This window comes from Burkholderia sp. BCC1208, from assembly GCF_902833095.1.
Lineage (GTDB): Bacteria > Pseudomonadota > Gammaproteobacteria > Burkholderiales > Burkholderiaceae > Burkholderia.
Window position 1 is genome coordinate 66,150 of sequence record NZ_CADFDY010000002.1, and the last position, 18,233, is coordinate 84,382.

Sequence of the window (18,233 nt, forward strand, 5' to 3'; positions counted from 1 at the left end):
GCGCTTATCGCGCGTCTGCCCGAGCGGACGACACCACGCACGCCGGAGCAGCACGTGAAAAACGAAATCAGAACCATCCTGAAGCACGTCGCCCACCTCGAAGCCGCGATCGATTCGATCGGCGACGGGGACGACCTCTACGAAGCGGGCCTCTCCTCGCTCGATACGATCCAGCTGATGCTCGCGATCGAAAAGCAGTTCAACATCGAGATTCCCGACGAGATGCTGAACCGCAACCTGTTCCGCAGCATCGACGCACTCGCGAATACGATCGCCACGCTGCAACGCACCGAGCACTCCGCATGAGCTCGCTGCTTCCCGAACTCGCGTCCGACAGCGATTCGCATCGGCTCGACGAGGCCGCGCATGCCGTCGCGCAGATCGCCGCCCAGCATGCCGATGCGGTCGATCGCGACGCGCGCTGCCCCGTCGAGGCGATCGAGGCGATGCGCGCGCGCCGGCTGCTCGGCGCGATGGTGCCGACCCATCTCGGCGGCGCGGGTGCGTCTCTGGAGGACATCGCGTCGGCCTGCTCGATCCTGGGCCAGGCGTGCGCATCGTCGGCGATGGTATTCGCGATGCATCAGATCCAGGTCGCCTGCATCGTCGACCACGCCGCCGACCAGGGCTGGCACAAGCTGTTCCTGCAGCAGCTCGTGCGTCACCAGTGGCTGCTCGCGTCGGCCACGTCGGAAGACGGCGTCGGCGGCAACCTGCGCGCGAGCCAGTGCGCGCTCGAAATCGACGGCAGCGGGTTCCGGCTGCACAAATCCGCGCCGACGATCTCGTACGGCGACTACGCGGACGGCATTCTCGCCACCGCGCGACGCGATGCGGACGCGCCGGCTTCCGAGCAGGTGCTCGTCACGCTGCTGCGCGACGGCTATACGCTCACGCGCCGCAGCGAATGGGACACGCTCGGCATGCGCGGCACGTGCAGCAACGGCTTCGTGCTCGACGCGCAAGGCGCCGCCGTGCAATGCCTGCCGGTGCCGTTCGCGAAGATCGCCGAGGAAACGATGGTGCCGGTCTCGCACATCCTGTGGGCCGCGGTGTGGATCGGCGTGGCCGGCGACGCGTTCCATCGCGCGCACCAGTTCTTCCGCGCGCAGGCGCGCCAGACCGATGGCGCACCGTCGCCCGCCGCGCGACGCATCGCCGAATCGCTCGCGCTGATGCAGGCGATGCAGGCCCGCGTCGACAACGTGCTGCGCCTCCACGCGAACGCATCGGCCCGCTCGTGGTCGGCCGGCATGGCCTGGGCCGCCGAGATCAATACGCTGAAGACCTACGTGTCGGCGACCGCGCTCGAAGTCGCGCACCAGGCGATGATGATCTGCGGGATGGCCGGCTACAAGCAAGGCACGCCGTTCAGCATCGGCCGCCACATTCGCGATCTGCACGCGGCGCCGCTGATGATCAGCAACGACCGCATTGCCGCCAATACTGCGAGCCTGTTGCTCGCGCTGCGTCCCGCGACGCTGGAGAAACATACGTGAACGATCGCCTCGCCGTGCCCTCCACCGCCACCGTTCCCGCCGATGCACCGCTCGACCGTGCGGGCGTCAATCCGCTGCGCGACGCGCTGATCGATGCGGGCCTGCTCGTTTCGACCGGCATCCAGGGCCTGTTCGGCCGCAGCGAACGATTCGAGCGCGTGGTGGAAGCGCTCGACGCGTTCGTCACGCGTATCGGCGCCGACCAGCAGGCCGAAGTGCTGCGCTTCCCGCCGGCGATGAGCCGCACCGAGTTCGAGCGCAGCGAATACATGAAGAGCTTCCCGCAACTGGCGGGCAGCGTGCACGCATTCTGCGGCGACGAAGGCCAGCAGCAGCGCGTGCTGCAATGCCTCGATCAGGGCGAAGACTGGACCGAAAACCAGAAGCCGACCTACGTCGTGATGACGCCGGCCGCGTGCTACCCGGTGTATCCCGTCGTCGCACGCGCGGGCGCGCTGCCCGCCGACGGCCGGATCGTCGACGTGTTCTCGTACTGCTTTCGTCACGAGCCGTCGCTCGATCCGACCCGCATGCAGTTGTTCCGGATGCGCGAGTACGTGCGGATCGGCACGCCCGAGCAGATCGTCTCGTTCCGCGAGACGTGGATCGAACGCGGCACGCGGATGATCGAGGCGCTGCGCCTGCCGAATGCGATCGATCTCGCGAACGACCCGTTCTTCGGGCGCGGCGGCAAGATCGTCGCGAACAGCCAGCGCGAGCAGAACCTGAAGTTCGAGCTGCTGATTCCGATCGAGCACGACGGCCGACAGACAGCCTGCCTGAGCTTCAACTACCACATGGACCATTTCGGGCTGCTGTGGGACATCCGCACCGCGACGGGCGACGTCGCGCACACGGGCTGCGTCGGCTTCGGCCTCGAGCGGCTCACGCTCGCGCTGTTCCGCCATCACGGCTTCGACATCGACGCATGGCCGCAAGCGGTCCGCGACGTGCTGTGGGGCACGCCATGAGGTTCGTTTCGCGCGACGGCGAAGACGCGTCGTTCGAGGGCGTGCGCCACCGCGCGCGCCACTACCGGCCGCACCCGCTGCACAGTCAGGAGATGGTCTGGAAACAGACCAACTGCTATGTCGACATGTGGCTCGAGGTGCTCCGGTGGTGGGGCCTCAATCCGTATGCGGCGCTGCCGTTTACGATCGCGCTCGATTTCGAGGGCGACCAGTTCACGTTCTTCAAGTTTCCGCACGACGAGCTGGAACGGCTCTACGGAATCGTCGTGCAGGAACATTCGATCTACGAGCCGCTCGACCAGCACATCGAGACGCAGGTCGCGCGCGGCCACCTGATGATCGTCGAGGTCGACGCGTGGTTCCTGCCCGATACGCGCGGCAGTAGCTACCGCACGCAGCACACGAAGACGACGATCGGCATCGACGCGATCGACCGCGCGAAGCACCAGATCGGCTACTTCCACAACAGCGGCTATTACGTCGCCGAGGATTTCGACTACAACGGGCTCGTCGGCGCCAGTTCGCCGATGACGCTGCCGCCGTACGTCGAATGCGCGAAGCGACGCTTTGCGCCGCTCGACGAACGCGCGCTGTGCGAAGCCTCGCTCGCCGCGTTGCAGCGCCACTTGCGGCGCCTGCCGGTCGTCGATCCGATCGCGGCGTTCCGCCGGCAGTTGCAGACCGATGCGCCCATTCTCGCGGAGGCGCCGCTCGAGCGCTTCCATGCGTATTCGTTCAACTCGGTGCGGCAGCTCGGCGCGAATTTCGAACTGTTCGGCCACTATGCACGCTGGCTGCAGGCGAGCGGCTGCATCGGACCGTTCGCCGAGATCCGCGCCGCGTGCGATCGCATCGCCTCCGAAGCGATGGTGCTCGAATTCCGGCTCGCGCGCGCGTGCGCACGCGGCAGGGAAGAACGCGGCGATTCGACGCTCGACGCGATCGAGGCCGCGTACGCCGACCTCGTCGCGTGCGCGCGGCAGATCGGGGCGCCGCTGCGGCACGTGACGCCCGTGCGCGCCGGCACGGTGCCCGTGTCGGCCATGCGGTGACGCGCGCGCGCGCCCTGCCCGCGTGGTCGATGCTGGCGACGGCCGCGGGCGCCGTGCGCGATCCGCGCGAGCTTCCGGCCGACCACGACGGCTGGATCGCGGCGCCGGTGCCCGGCACGGTCGCGCAGGCGCTCGCACTGGCCGGCCGGCTCGACGAAGCCGCGTCGCTCGACGAGCGCGACCACTGGTACCGGCTCGAGCTGCGCGGGCGCGGGCCGCGCATCCTGCGCTTTCACGGCCTCGCGACGCTCGCCCGCGCATGGCTCGACGACACGCCGATCCACCGCTCGGACAGCATGTTCGTCGCGCACGACGTGCCCGTGTCGCTCGACGGCACGCACCGGCTGACCGTCTGTTTCCGCGCGCTCGCGCCGCACCTGCGCGACACGCACGCGCCGCGCCGTGCGCGCTGGCGCACGCGGCTCGCCGAACCGGCCGCGCTGCGCACGATCCGCACGTCGCTGTTCGGCCACATGCCGGGCTGGTTTCCGCCGTATGTGCCCACCGGCCCGTGGCGGCCCGTCGACGTGCTCGATCTGGCCGACGGCCCCGTTCTGGCCGATTGCAAACTGCAGGCCCGTATCGAAGGCGACACGGGCTGGCTCGACGCGGAACTGACGTTCGCCGCGCCGCTGCCCGATGCGCTCGCGGCGCGGCTGTCGTGCGGCGAGCATCACGCGACGCTCGAACGTGCCGGCGCCGACCAACTGCGCGCAAGCGTTGCGATACCGAACGTGCGTCGCTGGTGGCCGCATACGCACGGCGAACCGGCGCTCTACGAGATCGCGCTGCATATCGGCGCTGCCCGCCGGCCGCTCGGCTCGACGGGTTTCCGCACGATCGAGATCGATGCCGGCGCCGACGGCAAAGGGTTCGGGCTGCGCATCAACGGCGTGCCGGTGTTCGCGCGCGGCGCATGCTGGAGCAGCGCCGCACCGCTCGCACTGCACGCGGACGACGCGACCTACGGCCGCCTGCTCGGACTCGCACGCGACGCCGGCTTCAACATGATCCGCGTCGGCGGCACGATGACTTACGAGGCCGACGCATTCCACGCATGGTGCGACCGGCTCGGGCTGCTGGTCTGGCAGGACTTCGGTTTCGCGAACTTCGACTACGCGCTCGACGATCCCGCGTTCGCGGCCAACGTCGATCGCGAAGCGCGCCAGTTTCTCTCGCGTCACGGCGCGTCGCCGTCGCTTGCGGTGCTGTGCGGCGGCAGCGAGATCGCGCAGCAGGCCGCGATGTCGGGACTCGGGCCGAAACAGCGCTTCCTCGAGCTGACGGCCGACCGGCTGGCCGGCCACGCAACCGCGCACCGCCCCGACGTCCCGTACGTGCCCGATTCGCCCGACGGCGGCGTGCTGCCGTTCACGCCGCGCGAACGCGTGTCGCACTACTACGGCGTCGGCGCGTACCTGCGTCCGCTCGACGACGCGCGCCGCTCGGACGTGCGCTTCGCGAGCGAATGCCTCGCGTTCGCGAACGTGCCGTGCGATGCGACGCTCGCGGAGCTCGGCTCGCCCGGCGTGCACGAACCGCGCTGGAAGGCGGCCGTGCCGCGCGACCCCGGCACGTCGTGGGATTTCGACGATATCCGCGACCACTATCTGCAAACGCTGTACGACGTCGCGCCCGACCGGCTGCGACGCGAGGATCCGGCGCGCTACTTCGAGCTGTCGCGTGCGGTGATCGCGGACGTGATGCGCGAGACGTTTTCCGAATGGCGACGCACCGGTTCGCGTTGCGCCGGCGCGCTCGTGTGGCAACTCCAGGACGTGATGCCGGGCGCCGGATGGGGCGTAATCGACGCCGCGCACCGCCCGAAATCGGCATGGTATGCGCTGCGCCAGGTACTGCAGCCGATCCAGGTGCTGCTCGTGGACGAAGGCCTGAACGGGCTCGACGTGCACGTGGTCAACGAGCGCCCGGCGCCGCTGTCGGCCGCGATCGAGCTGGTCGCGCTGCGCGACGGCCGCACGCCGGTCGCACGGGCCGGCTGCCCGGTGCGGATCGCCGCGCACGACACGGTGCGACTCGGCTCGGCCGAGTTGCTCGGCCGCTTCTTCGACTGGACCTACGCGTACCGCTTCGGCCCCTGCGAACACGATACCGTCGTCGCGACGCTGCGCGCCGACGACGGCACGCTGCTGTCGCAGGCGTTCCATTTCCCGTCCCGTACGCATCCGGCCGTGCTGGCGCGTCGCGAACCGGGAATCGAGGCGTGCGTATCGCGCACCGGCGCGACCTGGCACGTCGACATCGACACGCGGCATGTCGCACGCCACGTGCAGATCGACGCACCGGGTTTCATGCCGAGCGACGACTGGTTCCATCTCGCGCCCGGCACGCCGGCGCGCGTCGCGCTCATTCCATTGCGAATCGACGGGAAGCCGGCTGACGACGATGCGCCGCCCGCTGTGGAAATCCGGGCCGTGAACGCCGCGCGCGCGGTGCGGGCCACCCAGGCCGGCTGACGCGACGCTCGCGGCGGCCGCGAGCGTCGGGTTGCCGCGTATCAGTCGGACGAGCCCGTTCCGCGCGGCCGCTCGATACCGTACGCCTCCATCCAGCGATACAGCGTCGCGCGCGACACGCCGAGTTCGCGCGCGGAAGCGGCGACGCGCCCGCGCGTGCGCAGCAACGCGGTTTCGATCGCCTCGCGCTCGATCGACTTGCGGATGTCGGCCACCGACGGCGACGCCGCGTCGAGACAGTATTCGAGCTCGAGATCCCGCGCGGTGATCAGGCGTCCTTCCGTCATCACGACCGCACGGCGCACGCGGTTGATCAATTCGCGGACATTGCCCGGCCAGTCGTGCTTGTAGAGCGCCGTGATCGCATCCGTCGAGAACCCGCGCACGCGATGGCGCGCATCGCCGCGGAAGCGTTCGAGCATGTGGTGCGCGAGTAGTTCGATGTCCTTGCCGCGCGCGCGCAGCGGCGGCTGGTCGATGCGCATCACGCACAGACGGTGAAACAGGTCGGCGCGAAAACGCCCTTCCTCCATCGCATCGCGCAGATCGACGTGCGTCGCCGACACGATCCGGACATCGACCGGAACCGGATCGCTGCCGCCAAGACGATGAATCGAGCGTTCCTGCAGAAACCGCAGCAGGCTCGCCTGGCTTTCGTGCGGCAGGTCGCCGATTTCGTCGAGCAGCAGCGTGCCGCCGTTCGCGGCCTCGACGTAGCCGATCTTGCGCGCGTTCGCGCCGGTAAACGCGCCGCGCTCGTAGCCGAACAGTTCGGATTGCAGCAGATGTGGCGGAATCGCGCCGCAGTTGACCGCGACGAACGGGCCGTTGCGCCGCTCCGAATGACGATGGATCGCGACGGCCGTGAGTTCCTTGCCGGTTCCCGTTTCGCCGAACACGAACACCGGTGCGTCGGTGCGCGCGAAACGCCGCACCGTATCGAACAGCCGCAGCATCGCGCTGCAGGTGCCGACGATGCCTTTTTCCTCCGATTCGAGCTGTTCGCGATCGCGGGCGAACAGGCACTCCATGCCGTAGGCATGGCCGACCGTATCGGCGATCCGCTGGTGCGACGCCGGCAGCGTGACGTAGTCGAAGCAGTAGTCGCGCAACAGCGCGCGCACGTTCGGCGACGCGGTCTGGCCGGCGTCCACGAGCGCCACCCAGACGACGTCGCGCATCGACGCACAGGTCGACGCGATGCTGCCGATCGCATCGGCGTGGCCGCCGCTCAAATCGAGAATGCCGCAGGTAATTTCGCCGGACGTGTCGCGCAGCTCGTTCGCATGCGCGACGACCGACACTTTCCAGTCGCGGCGCGACAATTCCTTTCGCAGCATCACGGACGGCGACTGCGTCCAGTAAATCAGCGGACGCTGCCCGTTACCGCTCCCCGCGCCGGCGCTCTTATCGCGCGTTATTGGCATATTCATAACGAACCATCACTCTCTGCACTCCGCGAACCGTTCGCGTGCGCTGCGGCCGGCGGCGCATGGCCGCCTTTCCGCGCTGCGTTTCCGCAGCCTTGGCGAAGATCGAAACTGCACACGGCGAGAACCCCCGGAGGTCGAGCCGGATGTCATCCGGCCTCGTTGTCATCGAACTCGAACGGAATGCGCGACTGCAGGAGCCGTGACATTCCGGCTTTGATGCGACCCGCCGTCAGGCGGGGCACGCCGGCAAACGAAAACGCCGTCCGCATGTGCGTCGCGTCGTACACGACAGTCGCGCCCGATGCTGAACCGGAAGGCCGCCAAACCGCGCCGGGATTGACGACCCCATTTCATCCGCACCTGAATTTACACCCCGTTTCGAGTTGGCCTTGTTACCAAAAGATAAACGTGAATCAGTCGGTTACGCTGCCCGTGGCCCGGCGCTGCGCGCTTTTGACCACTGAGATTTGATTATCTCTGACCATTCCCGTCAATCAGTGGCAAATACTACTTTTCCGCAAGATTGATCCTGTCGATTGCCCGCGGTTTCCATCGAAATCCCCAAAAAAGCCAAGTACCGTGCGCCATGGACCACATAATCGCGTTCGCCGCCGGGTCGCCGCATCGCATCGCGCCGGCGCGCGGGCCGCCCGGCCGTTACACGTCGTAATCACCGGCTTCACGCCGCGCGGCCCCTTTTTCGGCGAATTCCCGCCGAACCGGCTCGGATTCCGGGCGCTGGCCGCACGAGTCGTGCGGTGCAGCATGATGGCCGTCCTTGCACGATCCGCCAAGCGGACGCACCGGCCGATCACCACGGCGGTGCAAGCGCGCGAGCGGCAGCGTACCGATGCGGATGAGCACGCCGTGCGGGCAGGCAGGATCGACGGAATGCCGGGAGATCACGTCGTCCGGCTCGCACCACGCGATCGACGGCGAACCTGTGCCCGGCACTGTCGTGCGCGGCCGGCCGTCGTCGTAGGCGATCGCACTGCCCGGTCCCGTCTCCCGGCGCCGCGTTTGCGTGCGATGTCGGCCGGCCCGCTTCATTGCAGCCGCCACGATGAATCCATTATGAAAAAGCACCGGCCCCGACGGTGTGTGCTACCGCACATTGCGGCGCTCCCGCGGCGCGCGCATCGCCTGGTATCCCGCGTCGCGCATGCGAATCCGGAGTGTGAGTACGCTTTCGAACAGACCGCTGCACCATGCATCCGGATGATGAAGATCGCCGCGCCGCACGGATCGATCGCATCCGTGCGATGCGGCATGCCGAAGGCATCACGCGAGGACAGCATCATGGAATGGCATTGTTGTGAATTCGAACATCTGAGCGCCGTCGATCTCTATGCAATCCTGCGCGCGCGCAACGCCGTGCTGGTGGTCGAGGACGCACACACGCATCTCGACATCGACGGCAAGGACGCCGGCGCGCTGCACGTCTATGCGAGCGTGCGCGACGGCGACACCACGGAAGTCGCGGCCTACGCGCGCATCCTGCCCGGCGACGACATCGATCCCGACGTGGTGATCGACAAGGTGCTGACGAGCGAAAGCTGCCGCGACGACGACACGCTCGAACGCTTGATCGGGCGCGCGCTCACCGCCGCGCAGGCCGCATGGCCGGACACCGCCGTGCGCACGCACGTGCCTGCGCCGCGTCAGGCGTTCTACAAACAGTTCGGATTCCGCAAGGCCTACGGACCGTATCTCGAACAGGGCGCGCCGTACGTCGGCCTGATACGGTCGGCCGACCGTGCGGCCGGCGCGCTGCGGCATCTGCTGTCGCGTGCCGTTTCGGTCTCGCGCAACGACGACGCGCGCGCCGACGGCCGCGCTCGCCCCCTGCTACCCGCCGATACCGGAGCGAACCGATGACCCGCACCCTTCGTCCGGTTCCCGAACCCGATCTGCCGAGCATCCTGCCGGTGATTCTCGCCGGCGGCTCCGGCACGCGGCTGTGGCCGCTGTCGCGCGAGCAGTATCCGAAGCAACTGATCGAACTGGTATCGAACGAATCGCCGCTGTCGGCGACGGCGCGCCGCCTGAACGGTATCGCGAACGCGTCGCTCGGCGACACGCTGCTGCTCGTATGCGGCGAACAGCATCGCTTCATGAGCGCCGAGCAGGTGCACGGCCGCTCGGCGCCCGCCCGCATCCTGCTGGAGCCGGCCGCGCGCAACACCGCGCCCGCGCTGACGCTTGCCGCGCTCGACGCGAGCGCGCTCGCGGACGATCCCGTGCTCGCGGTGATGCCGGCCGATCACGTGATCGTCGACGTCGGCGCGTTCCAGGACGCGATCGCACGCGCGGCGCGCTATGCGCAGGAAGGCGCGATCGTCACGCTCGGCGTACTGCCGCGCCGCGCGGAGACGGGCTACGGCTACATCCAGGTCGGCGAGCCGCGTTCGGGCCGCCACGGCAGCCAGGGCGGCTACGCGATCGGGCGTTTCGTCGAGAAACCCGATGCGACGCTCGCCGAACGCTATCTGCAATCGGGCGATTACTGGTGGAACAGCGGGATCTTCGTCACGCGCGCATCGGTCTGGCTGAAGGCGATCGGCACGCTCGCGCCGGACATCCACGCAGCCTGCGAGAGCGCGTGGCGCGCGGGCGTCGCCGACGATCCGTTCTTCCGGATCGATGCGGCGGCCTTCGACGCGTGCCCGTCGGATTCGATCGACTATGCGGTGATGGAACGCCTGGCGGAACACGGCGAGCTCGGCATCGAAGGCATCGTGGTGCCGCTCGCCGCCGGCTGGTCGGACGTCGGCACGTGGGATGCGATCTGGGAAATCATGCCGAAGGACGATCACGGCAACGTCGCGCGCGGCCCGATCGTGTTCGAGGATACGCAGGACAGCCTCGTGCGCTCGGAAGGCCGCCTCATCGCATGCGTCGGGATGAAGGACGTCGTCGTGATCGAGACGGCCGATGCGGTGCTGGTGGCGAACAAGCACGACGTGCAGCGCGTGAAGAACATCGTCGAGCGCCTGAAGACCGACCGGCGCCCGCAGGCGAGCGAGCACCGGAAGGTGCAGCGGCCGTGGGGTCATTACGATTCGATCGATCTCGGCGCACGCTTCCAGGTGAAGCGGATCGTCGTCGAACCCGGCAAGCGGCTGTCGCTGCAGATGCACTACCACCGCGCCGAACACTGGATCGTCGTGCGCGGCACCGCGAAGGTGACGCGCGGCGCCGAGACGTTCCTGCTGTGCGAGAACGAATCGACGTATATCGCCGTCGGCGAAGTACATCGCCTCGAGAATCCCGGCCGGATTCCGCTCGAAATCATCGAGGTGCAATCGGGCGACTATCTCGGCGAGGACGATATCGTCCGCTTCGACGATCAGTATGGGCGGCCGACGTGCGCACTGCCCGAACCGGCTACACAGAAGGCGGTCGTGCTTGCCGCACCGTCGACGGGCGACGCATGCTGACCGAACGGGCATTGCGCCCGCACGTCAGCGCACGACGATCGCTGTCGACACGACGTTCTGGATGAACGGCTTGCCGACCGCCTTGATGAAGTAGGTGCCGGCCCGGGCGCCCGGCAGCGGAATGCTCGTCGTATCCGTCGGATAGCGGCCGGCCAGCGTGAACGATCCGTCGGCGAGCCGCTCGTACAGCTCGAGATGGTCGACGGTCTCCGGATGGGTGATCCTGACGGTCACGCTCGCGCCCACGGGCTGCGCATCGATTGCGGTGCAACTGGCGATGCCGGTTTCGAGCGCGCTGCCTTCCTCGTAGTCGTTCCAGGTGATCAGTTGAACGAACGGCAATTGTTGCCGCACGCTGTAGCGCTCGTTGATGCTCCTGAACGTGTCCAGCCAGGTCCGACCGCACGACGGCGCAAGAAAGCGCGGCGCCGCGGCGCCCCACGACGCCTTCGTATCGTCGAAGCCGCTCCACACGCCGCCGACCGCGATCGTCCCGGGCGGCTGATTCCGTGCGATGTCGTAAAAGCGCTCGCGATACTGCAGGTCGCGCCGTATGCCGACCGCGTGCGGCGTGACCCACGACGACGGCTGCGCCCACACGTACGCGCCCTTGCTGTACGGAAGATCGAAGCCCTGCGTCAACGTATGAATCCAGTAGATGTCGGGGTACGCCGCGTGAATCCGTGCCCAGTCCGCCTTGCCGACCGCATCCATACCGAACTCGGACACGACCGGATGACCTTCGTAGCGCAGATACTGGCTCGACGTGAAGTATTCGCGGCTGATGTACGCGAGGTTGTGCAGGATCGTTCCGGTCAGGTCGCAGCCGCGGCACGCATTGAACTTGAAGGAACCGCTGTCGATCATGATCGAGAACGTCATCCCGGGAAACTTCGCCAGTTCGGGCAGCGATGCCTGCCACGCGGTGTCGACGAAATGGCCCGCGCCGTACCAGTCGACGATCACGCCGTCGATACCTCGCGACCGCATGTCGGCGAAGGTGCGAAACGCCTGGCGGGGATCGTCGGATCGATAGCCGACGTTCACGCCGCGCAGGTCGGGGCCCCACCACGGCAGGTAGTGCGCGAGCACCTGCGTCGTGCTGCCCGGGTACAGCAACGTGTGCACGTCGATTTTCGATATCGACGACGTGCCGGCGAGCAGCCCGTTCGACGATCCCTTGAAATCGCGGCTGCCGGACGTATTGGCCGGCGCGAGCGCCATCACCCGCTCGCCGCTCTGGCAATAGCCGTAGACGGCCGACAACGCCAGTGCGCCAAGCGCGACCGCCACGATGCGCCGCAATGCCCGCATAACGCTCCTCTTGTTCAAGTATCGCGGCCGCGGGATGAACGCGCGGCCGGCATGGGTACTAGCCGAACCCGCCCGGGTCGTCGAATCCGCTGCGCTGCTAATCGCCCCACTAATCGCCCCGCTGCCCGCCGAGCCCCATCCACGACGCAAGCTGCGCCGCGTAGCGCGACGGCGTGTAGGCCGAACAATCGTAGTGCCGATCGGCGACGTGCAGGTGACGCCCCAATTCGTCCAGCGCACTCGTCAGGCCGGCCAGCGAATTCCGGTACAGGATCTTGTTGCCGATCTCGCTGCCGAACGTCGACAGGCTGCCGATCTCGTGCGCGAGCACCGGCAGCCCCAGCGTGGCCGCCTCGACCAGCACGAGCGGCGCGTTTTCGGCCCAGACGGACGGCAGCACCAGTGCATCGTGCGCGCGCAGCGCATGAAACAGCTCGCCGTGGCCGAGTCGCCCGGCGAAACGCAACCGGCCGGCCTGAACCAGATCCTGGTGGCGCGTTTCGAGCTCCGCGCGCAGTGTGCCGTCGCCGTACAGCGTCAGGCTGCCGATACGGCGGAACGCCGTCTGGCGCGCCAGCTCGATGAACTCGTGAATGCCCTTCTCCGCATCGAGCCGCCCCACGTATGCGAGATCGAACTGCTCGCGATCGCACACGCGCGGCGGGAACGGTTCCGCCAGCGTGCTCACCGGATTCGGCAGCAGTGCGGTGCGCGTGATGCCTCGCTGCGCCAGCGCCGTGCGCATGTAGGGGCTCGGGCACAGGAACAGGTCGAATACGTCGCGCGGATTGCAATACGCGTACACCGCGTGCCAGTGCAGTTTCTTCACCGTGTCGTACAGCCGCCCGCGCGGGCTCGCCAGCGCGAGCAAGCGCGCCGGATTCGACAGCGCATCGACCGGAACCGGCACCGGACGCCCGTTTCGATAGGCGAGCAGGTTCGGGTTGTAGAACACCAAATGGTAGTCGTGGCACGTGAGATACGTGCGGAATCCCTGCTCCCGGCGCCGCCGCGCGAGTACCGGCAGGATCGATTGCGTCAGCAGATTGTGATAGTTGTGCACGAGCACGCGATGCGGACGCACGTCGTCGAGCAACGTCGCCAGTGCGCCCGCCGCGGCGCGGTTCCAGCCGCGCGTGAACGCGCCCTTGCCCGCCGGGAAGTTCGTCTCGTCGAACGAGTACACGTCCACGTCCGGGATATTGCGCAGCACCTCGATGGAGGTCTGGTAGACCTCCTCCGCGCCAGCCTTGCGCGCGTAGTCGTTCACGACGACGATGCGCGTCGCTTCCGCGCGGGAGCCGATTCGCGATACCCCGTTCAATTCGGTATCCCGAACGTGTGTCGAACCATCCGGCATCGCGGCATGCCGCCGCCATCGTCATGCACCACCGTACTCGTCAGCATCGTCTGCGCTCCGTATCGTCCATTCCATTCGTATCGGCAACACGGGATCGCCGTTTCCAAGCCGTTCCAGGCCGTTTCATCCGTCCGCGCGCCATCCATTGCGTACCGGGTCCGGCGTCGCATCGACCGACCGATTGCCGGCCGGCAGATCGCCGCGCTGCCGCGATGCGGTCAGGCGATGCGCGAGCCGCACACAGGGCGCCTCGCAATACCGGTAGCTCAGGTACGACAACGCAATCAAAGGCACGACCGGAACGATCATGTAGACGCCCAGCGGCCACCCGGTCCATCGGTAGTGTTCGCACAGCCAGTAGAACCCGAACAGCGGGATCGCGTGAAACAGGTAAATCGAGTAGCTGACCTCGCCCAGCTTCGCCATCGCGCGCGCACGGACTTTCAATACCGTCGCCATCGCCACGAAGATCGCGATGCCGGCTACATAGGCCAGCGACGACGGCAGATGATCGACGTTGTGATGCCGCCAGTCGTTGGCCGCGCCGACGAGCGCCACGCCGACGATCATCGCCGTCAGCAGACCCGCCACGGACCGGTACGTCAGCGTGATGCCGCCGTGTTCGCCGCGCCGCCATCTCACCCGCAGCGTATCGAGCGGCCGGTCGTAGGCCTGACGAAAACATGCGCCCCAGAACATGATCGCAAGGTGATACGGCATGGCCTTGTACTGGCCCAACGTGTCGTCGGGAAAGACGTGCAGCGCGACGGTGATCACGAACACCGCGCACAGCCCGATGCAGGCGAGCGACAGGTCGCGCAGCCGGTGCAGCCCGCCCCACCAGAACAGCACGAGGCAAAGCCCGTAGAAATACAGTTCCGTTTCGAGCGTCCAGTAATGCCCCATGACGGGCTCCTGCCCGAACGCCGTCGGAATCATCGTCGCATTGGCGATCAGCAGCGCCGCGCTCACCGGTTTGCCGAACAACGTCCAGAAGACGACGCAGCCGATCGGAACGGACAGCCAGAACGCCGGATACAACCGCAGGAAACGGCGGATCAGAAAGCGCCGCGTGCCCGGGCCGGCCGGGCCGCGCAAACTGACCGGAATCAACAGGCCGCTGATGCCGAAAAAGACCACCACGCCGATCCGTCCGAAATTGACGGAGCGCTGCAGCGTGTCGAGCCACTGCTGAGCGCCCGCCAGCGCGACGAACCGCTCGGCGTAGTGCGTCCAGATGACGAGCAGGACCGCGACGGCGCGCATCGCATCGATATGGTCCAGACGTCCGGCGTGTTCGGAATGCATCGTCATGGTCGCGTGGAGGTCGGCGGTATCGCCGGAGAACAGACGCGTTACCGTATCACCGCACCGGTGGGCCGACTGTGCGACATGTGACACAGCCCGGCCCCGGTCGAATCACGCCGGCGACTCCGCGTTGATGATCGTCGTCGCCGTCGCGCGACGCGCTTCGAGCCCCTTGACGAACTCGCTGCACAGCCCGACCACCGCGTCGGCGGCATGCGGACCGAACACGCTGTGATCGAGATCGTCGAGGACGACGGCGCGCGCGCCGGCAAATCGCGACAGCCGCTTTCCGCGCGGGCCGAAATACATCGTCACCAGGTCGAGGCTGCTGTCGTATGCGCCGCAGACCAGCAACGTGCTCACCTCCTTGCGCTGCAGCGCACGCAGGATCTCGTGCGGATCGACCGGCGTCGTCTCCGCGCACGACCAGCCGACGATCCGGCGTCGCCATGCGCCGATCCGCACGGCCAGCGTCGTCGCCCAGCGCTTCAGCACGAGCCGGACGAACGGCATGATCTTTCGATCGCCGCTCAGCACCTGCTTCCATTTCTTCAGCTCGAAGAACGACGACCGGTAGCCGGCCATCGAATTGGGGCGATGCTCGCGCAGCGCGTCGGTCGAGATGCCTTCGGGCATATGGAAACGCTGCAGGTTCACCGATATGACGCCCGACAGCGCGCGTCCCACGAGCGCCGCCCGCAATGCGCTGTACGCGCCCGAGCAGATGCCGAACGCCACGATCTGCCGATACCCCTGCTCCTTCAACCAGTGGGCTGCCGTCGCGACGTCCTCGACGACGGCGCTCGAATAGACCGGCTGGCGCGCATCTTGCGGCGCGCTGCCGCCCTGCACCGGCGAGCTGTCGCCGATTCCCCGTCCGTCGAATCGCAGCGACGCGATGCCGCGGCGCGCGAGTTCGCGGGCGATCCGCACCGACAGCCGGCTGTCGCCGACGTGCGGACTCGCCGATGTGTTCGTGATCAGCACAACCGGCCCCCGGTCGTGCATCTCGTGCGGCGTGCACAGGATGCCGAACAGGCGGCCGGCCACTCCGAATCGGACCGGCCGCTCGCATGCTTCCGGCGTGCGCAGCATCAGGTCGGGATCCCAGTCCGTTTTCTGCACGGTACGCGACGACGGTTGCTGCCGGCCATCGGTGGCCGCGATCCAGTCGACGACGGCGTCGAACACGCGCGTCGGCAAGCGCGAGAACGTCGTTTCCTGCATGAATGCCGCATAGCCTTCGAACGGCCTTTGCTCGACTTTTCCGCCCAGCGCTTCGAGCCGCTTGCGCAGCGGTTCGGTGCCGCCGCCGCTCATGTCGACGATCAGCGTTCCCGCTGCCGGCGCATCCGTGCCGTCCGTCAACGCGTCGATCGCGTCGAATGCATTGAGCCGCGTACGGAACGCCGCACTGTAAACCTGCCCGAGCACGTTGAGCGGCGCGTCTTTCGGCTGGGCCGCGCGCAGCGGCGCCGGCAACTGGTCGAGCCAGATATTGCGCATGATCGCCAGCTCGCGCACGTAGCTGCGCCCGCTTGCCACCGGCGCCAGCAACACGAGCTGATCGACGTCGCCGCGGTTCGCCGCAAGCAACGCGAATGCCGCGCCCAGCCGCAGCCCGCACAGCGTCACGCGGGTCACGCCGGTTTCCTCGCGCAATCGCGCGACGGCCGCGCGCACGTCGTCGACGGCCGTTTCGAACTGGTCGTTCGCGCCATCGGCCCCGGCGGAATCGCCGGTGCCGCGGTAATCGAAACGCAGCACCGGCATCCCGAGCGCCGACAGGCGATCCGCCAGATTCCGCATGCCGCCGTGACTCCAGACGGATTCGTGTCCGTAAGCGTTGCACAGGACGACGCCCCGCGTCCCGTTGCCCGGATGCAGCCATCCGAACCGTCCGCCAAATATGATCGGTCTCATTTTCTATTAGGTATCGGTGAAGAATGGGTACGACGCCCTTCGGCCCGACTGCTGAATCGATCGGCCGCAGGACGGCAAATCGCCCGCGCCAGCCTTCCCCTTTCAGGTATCCATGCCGCACATGCAGGGTCCTGCAGCCGGCCGGCCGCGAGCCGTTCGGATCACACCATCGAGGCTCTCCTCTTCGTTGCGGCGTCCGTCACGACGGACTGCCTGCCGGCGGCGCGATGAGCTCGCGCCACCGACGATCGAATACCGGCGTGCTGAAATGCCGCTCGCAGTACCCGGCGAAGCGCGTGGCCGCCGCCACGACGCGATCCAGATCCGCGGCCGGATGGGCGACGAACCGCTCCAGTCTCGAGTCGCTCATCGCAAGCGCGTCGTCGTGGAATACAAGCCCCTCGAAGGCCGCTTCGTTGCCGACCGGCACGCAACCGTACGAAACCGCCTCCAGCACCTTCGATTTGATGCCGCCGCGCAGAAAAGCAGGACACAACGCGATCGAGCACCCGGTGTAGACATCCGCCTGCGTCGGCGCGAACCCGGCGAACTCGACGTTCGGAACGGGCGCGTACCGGCCAGCCATGCGTCCGTAGATCACCAGTGGCGTGGCCGGCCGGATACGCGCCCACAACGCGACCAGGAATTCGATCGCGAGCCGGTTCTGCAACTGGCGGTCCGAACCGATGAAGACGAACCGGAACGGCGCCGCCGGACGCCGCATCGGCACCAGCGCATGCATCGGCGGCGCGATCACGTGCGTCTTCACGGCCTCGTCGTTCGTGAGGGAGCGCCGCAGCGACTGCGCGTCCTCCGTCGAGACGAGCGTAACGGCATGCGACGAGCCGATCGCCGCGCGCTCCTGCCGTTTCAGCGCGAATGCTTCATAGCCGAGGAATGCGTTGCGGACCAGCCTCGCATTGACGAGCCTGACGAACGGCCCCGGAATCGACTTCTCCAGATACCCGGCCGACAACGGAAAATCCTGCTCGCGCAGGATGTTCGCGCGGCGCGACATGAGATCGTCAAAATCCACGACGATCCGGCAGCCGGGCACGCTGCGCCGCACCAGGATCGCGTAATCGACGAGCCGGATGCCGTCGAAATAGATCACGTCCGGCTTGATCGTCTCGACGGCGCGCAGCAGCGCCGTGCGCTTGCGCGGATGCGAAAACATCGCCACCTGAAGCGCGCACGGCGCGCCACGCAACACGCTCCATCCGACACGCACCGCCGCGCCGATCTTCGCGCGCCAGCCGCCGTCCTCGAACACCGAGCGGATCTTGAATTCGGTCACGTCCATCTGGTCGCCGATTGCCTTCCGGATGAAGCTCAGCGTGCGCTCCCGTCCGTTCGATACGTCTTGCGGAATGTCCCGCGTTATCACCATCAGCACCCGGTTTTTCACGAGCGACCTCCCCAACGATCCGAAACCTTCCCGATTCCATGTTCCGCC

At 67.4% G+C, this 18,233-nt stretch carries 14 protein-coding genes; 7 read left to right on the forward strand and 7 right to left on the reverse strand.

Translation table 11 applies throughout. The annotated features are described in order from the left end of the window. The first annotated feature begins 54 nt into the window (after positions 1–54). Genes HWX09_RS05135 through HWX09_RS05155 form a run of 5 tightly spaced genes read left to right on the forward strand, consistent with a single transcriptional unit; the run spans position 55 to position 5,999 of the window. Positions 55–306, forward strand: coding sequence for an acyl carrier protein (locus HWX09_RS05135; protein WP_027782872.1), 252 nt, complete (start codon positions 55–57; stop codon positions 304–306). Then, positions 303–1,499 carry an acyl-CoA dehydrogenase family protein gene (locus HWX09_RS05140; protein ID WP_027782871.1) on the forward strand — a complete coding sequence of 399 codons (1,197 nt, stop codon included), beginning with the start codon at positions 303–305 and terminating at the stop codon, positions 1,497–1,499. Before HWX09_RS05135 ends, HWX09_RS05140 begins: the two co-directional genes overlap by 4 nt. Next, entirely contained in the window at positions 1,496–2,470 is a 975-nt protein-coding gene (locus HWX09_RS05145) for an amino acid--[acyl-carrier-protein] ligase (protein WP_027782870.1), read from the forward strand. Before HWX09_RS05140 ends, HWX09_RS05145 begins: the two co-directional genes overlap by 4 nt. Next, positions 2,467–3,522 carry a DUF1839 family protein gene (locus tag HWX09_RS05150; RefSeq protein WP_027782869.1) on the forward strand — a complete coding sequence of 352 codons (1,056 nt, stop codon included), beginning with the start codon at positions 2,467–2,469 and terminating at the stop codon, positions 3,520–3,522. Before HWX09_RS05145 ends, HWX09_RS05150 begins: the two co-directional genes overlap by 4 nt. A 29-nt stretch (positions 3,523–3,551) precedes the next feature. Continuing rightward, entirely contained in the window at positions 3,552–5,999 is a 2,448-nt protein-coding gene (locus HWX09_RS05155; protein WP_230469091.1) for a glycoside hydrolase family 2 protein, read from the forward strand. Between the two features lie 41 nt (positions 6,000–6,040). Here HWX09_RS05155 and HWX09_RS05160 read toward each other — a convergent pair whose 3' ends face one another. Next, a complete protein-coding gene (locus tag HWX09_RS05160) occupies positions 6,041–7,432 on the reverse strand; it encodes a sigma-54 dependent transcriptional regulator (RefSeq protein WP_034185283.1) in 1,392 nt (463 codons plus the stop codon). A gap of 657 nt (positions 7,433–8,089) precedes the next feature. Then, a complete protein-coding gene (locus HWX09_RS05165; protein WP_027782866.1) occupies positions 8,090–8,482 on the reverse strand; it encodes a hypothetical protein in 393 nt (130 codons plus the stop codon). 249 nt (positions 8,483–8,731) lie between these two features. On the opposite strand from HWX09_RS05165, the gene HWX09_RS05170 reads away from it, so the two are divergent. Continuing rightward, positions 8,732–9,310 (forward strand): drug:proton antiporter, encoded by a 579-nt coding sequence (locus HWX09_RS05170; protein WP_027782865.1) that lies wholly within the window; start codon positions 8,732–8,734, stop codon positions 9,308–9,310. Further along, entirely contained in the window at positions 9,307–10,872 is a 1,566-nt protein-coding gene (locus tag HWX09_RS05175; RefSeq protein WP_027782864.1) for a mannose-1-phosphate guanylyltransferase/mannose-6-phosphate isomerase, read from the forward strand. Before HWX09_RS05170 ends, HWX09_RS05175 begins: the two co-directional genes overlap by 4 nt. A gap of 24 nt (positions 10,873–10,896) precedes the next feature. Here HWX09_RS05175 and HWX09_RS05180 read toward each other — a convergent pair whose 3' ends face one another. The 5 genes from HWX09_RS05180 to HWX09_RS05200 form a co-directional block, all read right to left on the reverse strand. Next, a complete protein-coding gene (locus HWX09_RS05180) occupies positions 10,897–12,186 on the reverse strand; it encodes a hypothetical protein (protein ID WP_051421345.1) in 1,290 nt (429 codons plus the stop codon). A 109-nt stretch (positions 12,187–12,295) separates the two neighbouring features. Next, positions 12,296–13,510 (reverse strand): glycosyltransferase, encoded by a 1,215-nt coding sequence (locus tag HWX09_RS05185; RefSeq protein ID WP_080681251.1) that lies wholly within the window; start codon positions 13,508–13,510, stop codon positions 12,296–12,298. Between the two features lie 159 nt (positions 13,511–13,669). Beyond that, positions 13,670–14,854, reverse strand: coding sequence for an acyltransferase (locus tag HWX09_RS05190; RefSeq protein ID WP_027782861.1), 1,185 nt, complete (start codon positions 14,852–14,854; stop codon positions 13,670–13,672). A 111-nt stretch (positions 14,855–14,965) separates the two neighbouring features. Continuing rightward, positions 14,966–16,777 carry an alpha/beta fold hydrolase gene (locus HWX09_RS05195; RefSeq protein WP_027782860.1) on the reverse strand — a complete coding sequence of 604 codons (1,812 nt, stop codon included), beginning with the start codon at positions 16,775–16,777 and terminating at the stop codon, positions 14,966–14,968. Between the two features lie 199 nt (positions 16,778–16,976). Continuing rightward, positions 16,977–18,185, reverse strand: a complete 1,209-nt coding sequence (locus tag HWX09_RS05200; RefSeq protein ID WP_155257320.1) for a glycosyltransferase — start codon at positions 18,183–18,185, stop codon at positions 16,977–16,979. Positions 18,186–18,233: the final 48 nt, after the last annotated feature.

Excerpts from the sequence above, each read along its gene's own strand:
- HWX09_RS05140 (WP_027782871.1), top strand. The coding sequence starts at position 303 with ATGAGCTCGCTGCTTCCCGAACTCGCGTCCGACAGCGATTCGCATCGG.
- HWX09_RS05150 (WP_027782869.1), top strand. The coding sequence starts at position 2,467 with ATGAGGTTCGTTTCGCGCGACGGCGAAGACGCGTCGTTCGAGGGCGTG.
- HWX09_RS05155 (WP_230469091.1), top strand. The coding sequence starts at position 3,552 with ATGCTGGCGACGGCCGCGGGCGCCGTGCGCGATCCGCGCGAGCTTCCG.
- HWX09_RS05160 (WP_034185283.1), bottom strand. The coding sequence starts at position 7,432 with ATGAATATGCCAATAACGCGCGATAAGAGCGCCGGCGCGGGGAGCGGT.
- HWX09_RS05165 (WP_027782866.1), bottom strand. The coding sequence starts at position 8,482 with ATGAAGCGGGCCGGCCGACATCGCACGCAAACGCGGCGCCGGGAGACG.
- HWX09_RS05170 (WP_027782865.1), top strand. The coding sequence starts at position 8,732 with ATGGAATGGCATTGTTGTGAATTCGAACATCTGAGCGCCGTCGATCTC.
- HWX09_RS05175 (WP_027782864.1), top strand. The coding sequence starts at position 9,307 with ATGACCCGCACCCTTCGTCCGGTTCCCGAACCCGATCTGCCGAGCATC.
- HWX09_RS05180 (WP_051421345.1), bottom strand. The coding sequence starts at position 12,186 with ATGCGGGCATTGCGGCGCATCGTGGCGGTCGCGCTTGGCGCACTGGCG.
- HWX09_RS05190 (WP_027782861.1), bottom strand. The coding sequence starts at position 14,854 with ATGCATTCCGAACACGCCGGACGTCTGGACCATATCGATGCGATGCGC.
- HWX09_RS05195 (WP_027782860.1), bottom strand. The coding sequence starts at position 16,777 with ATGAGACCGATCATATTTGGCGGACGGTTCGGATGGCTGCATCCGGGC.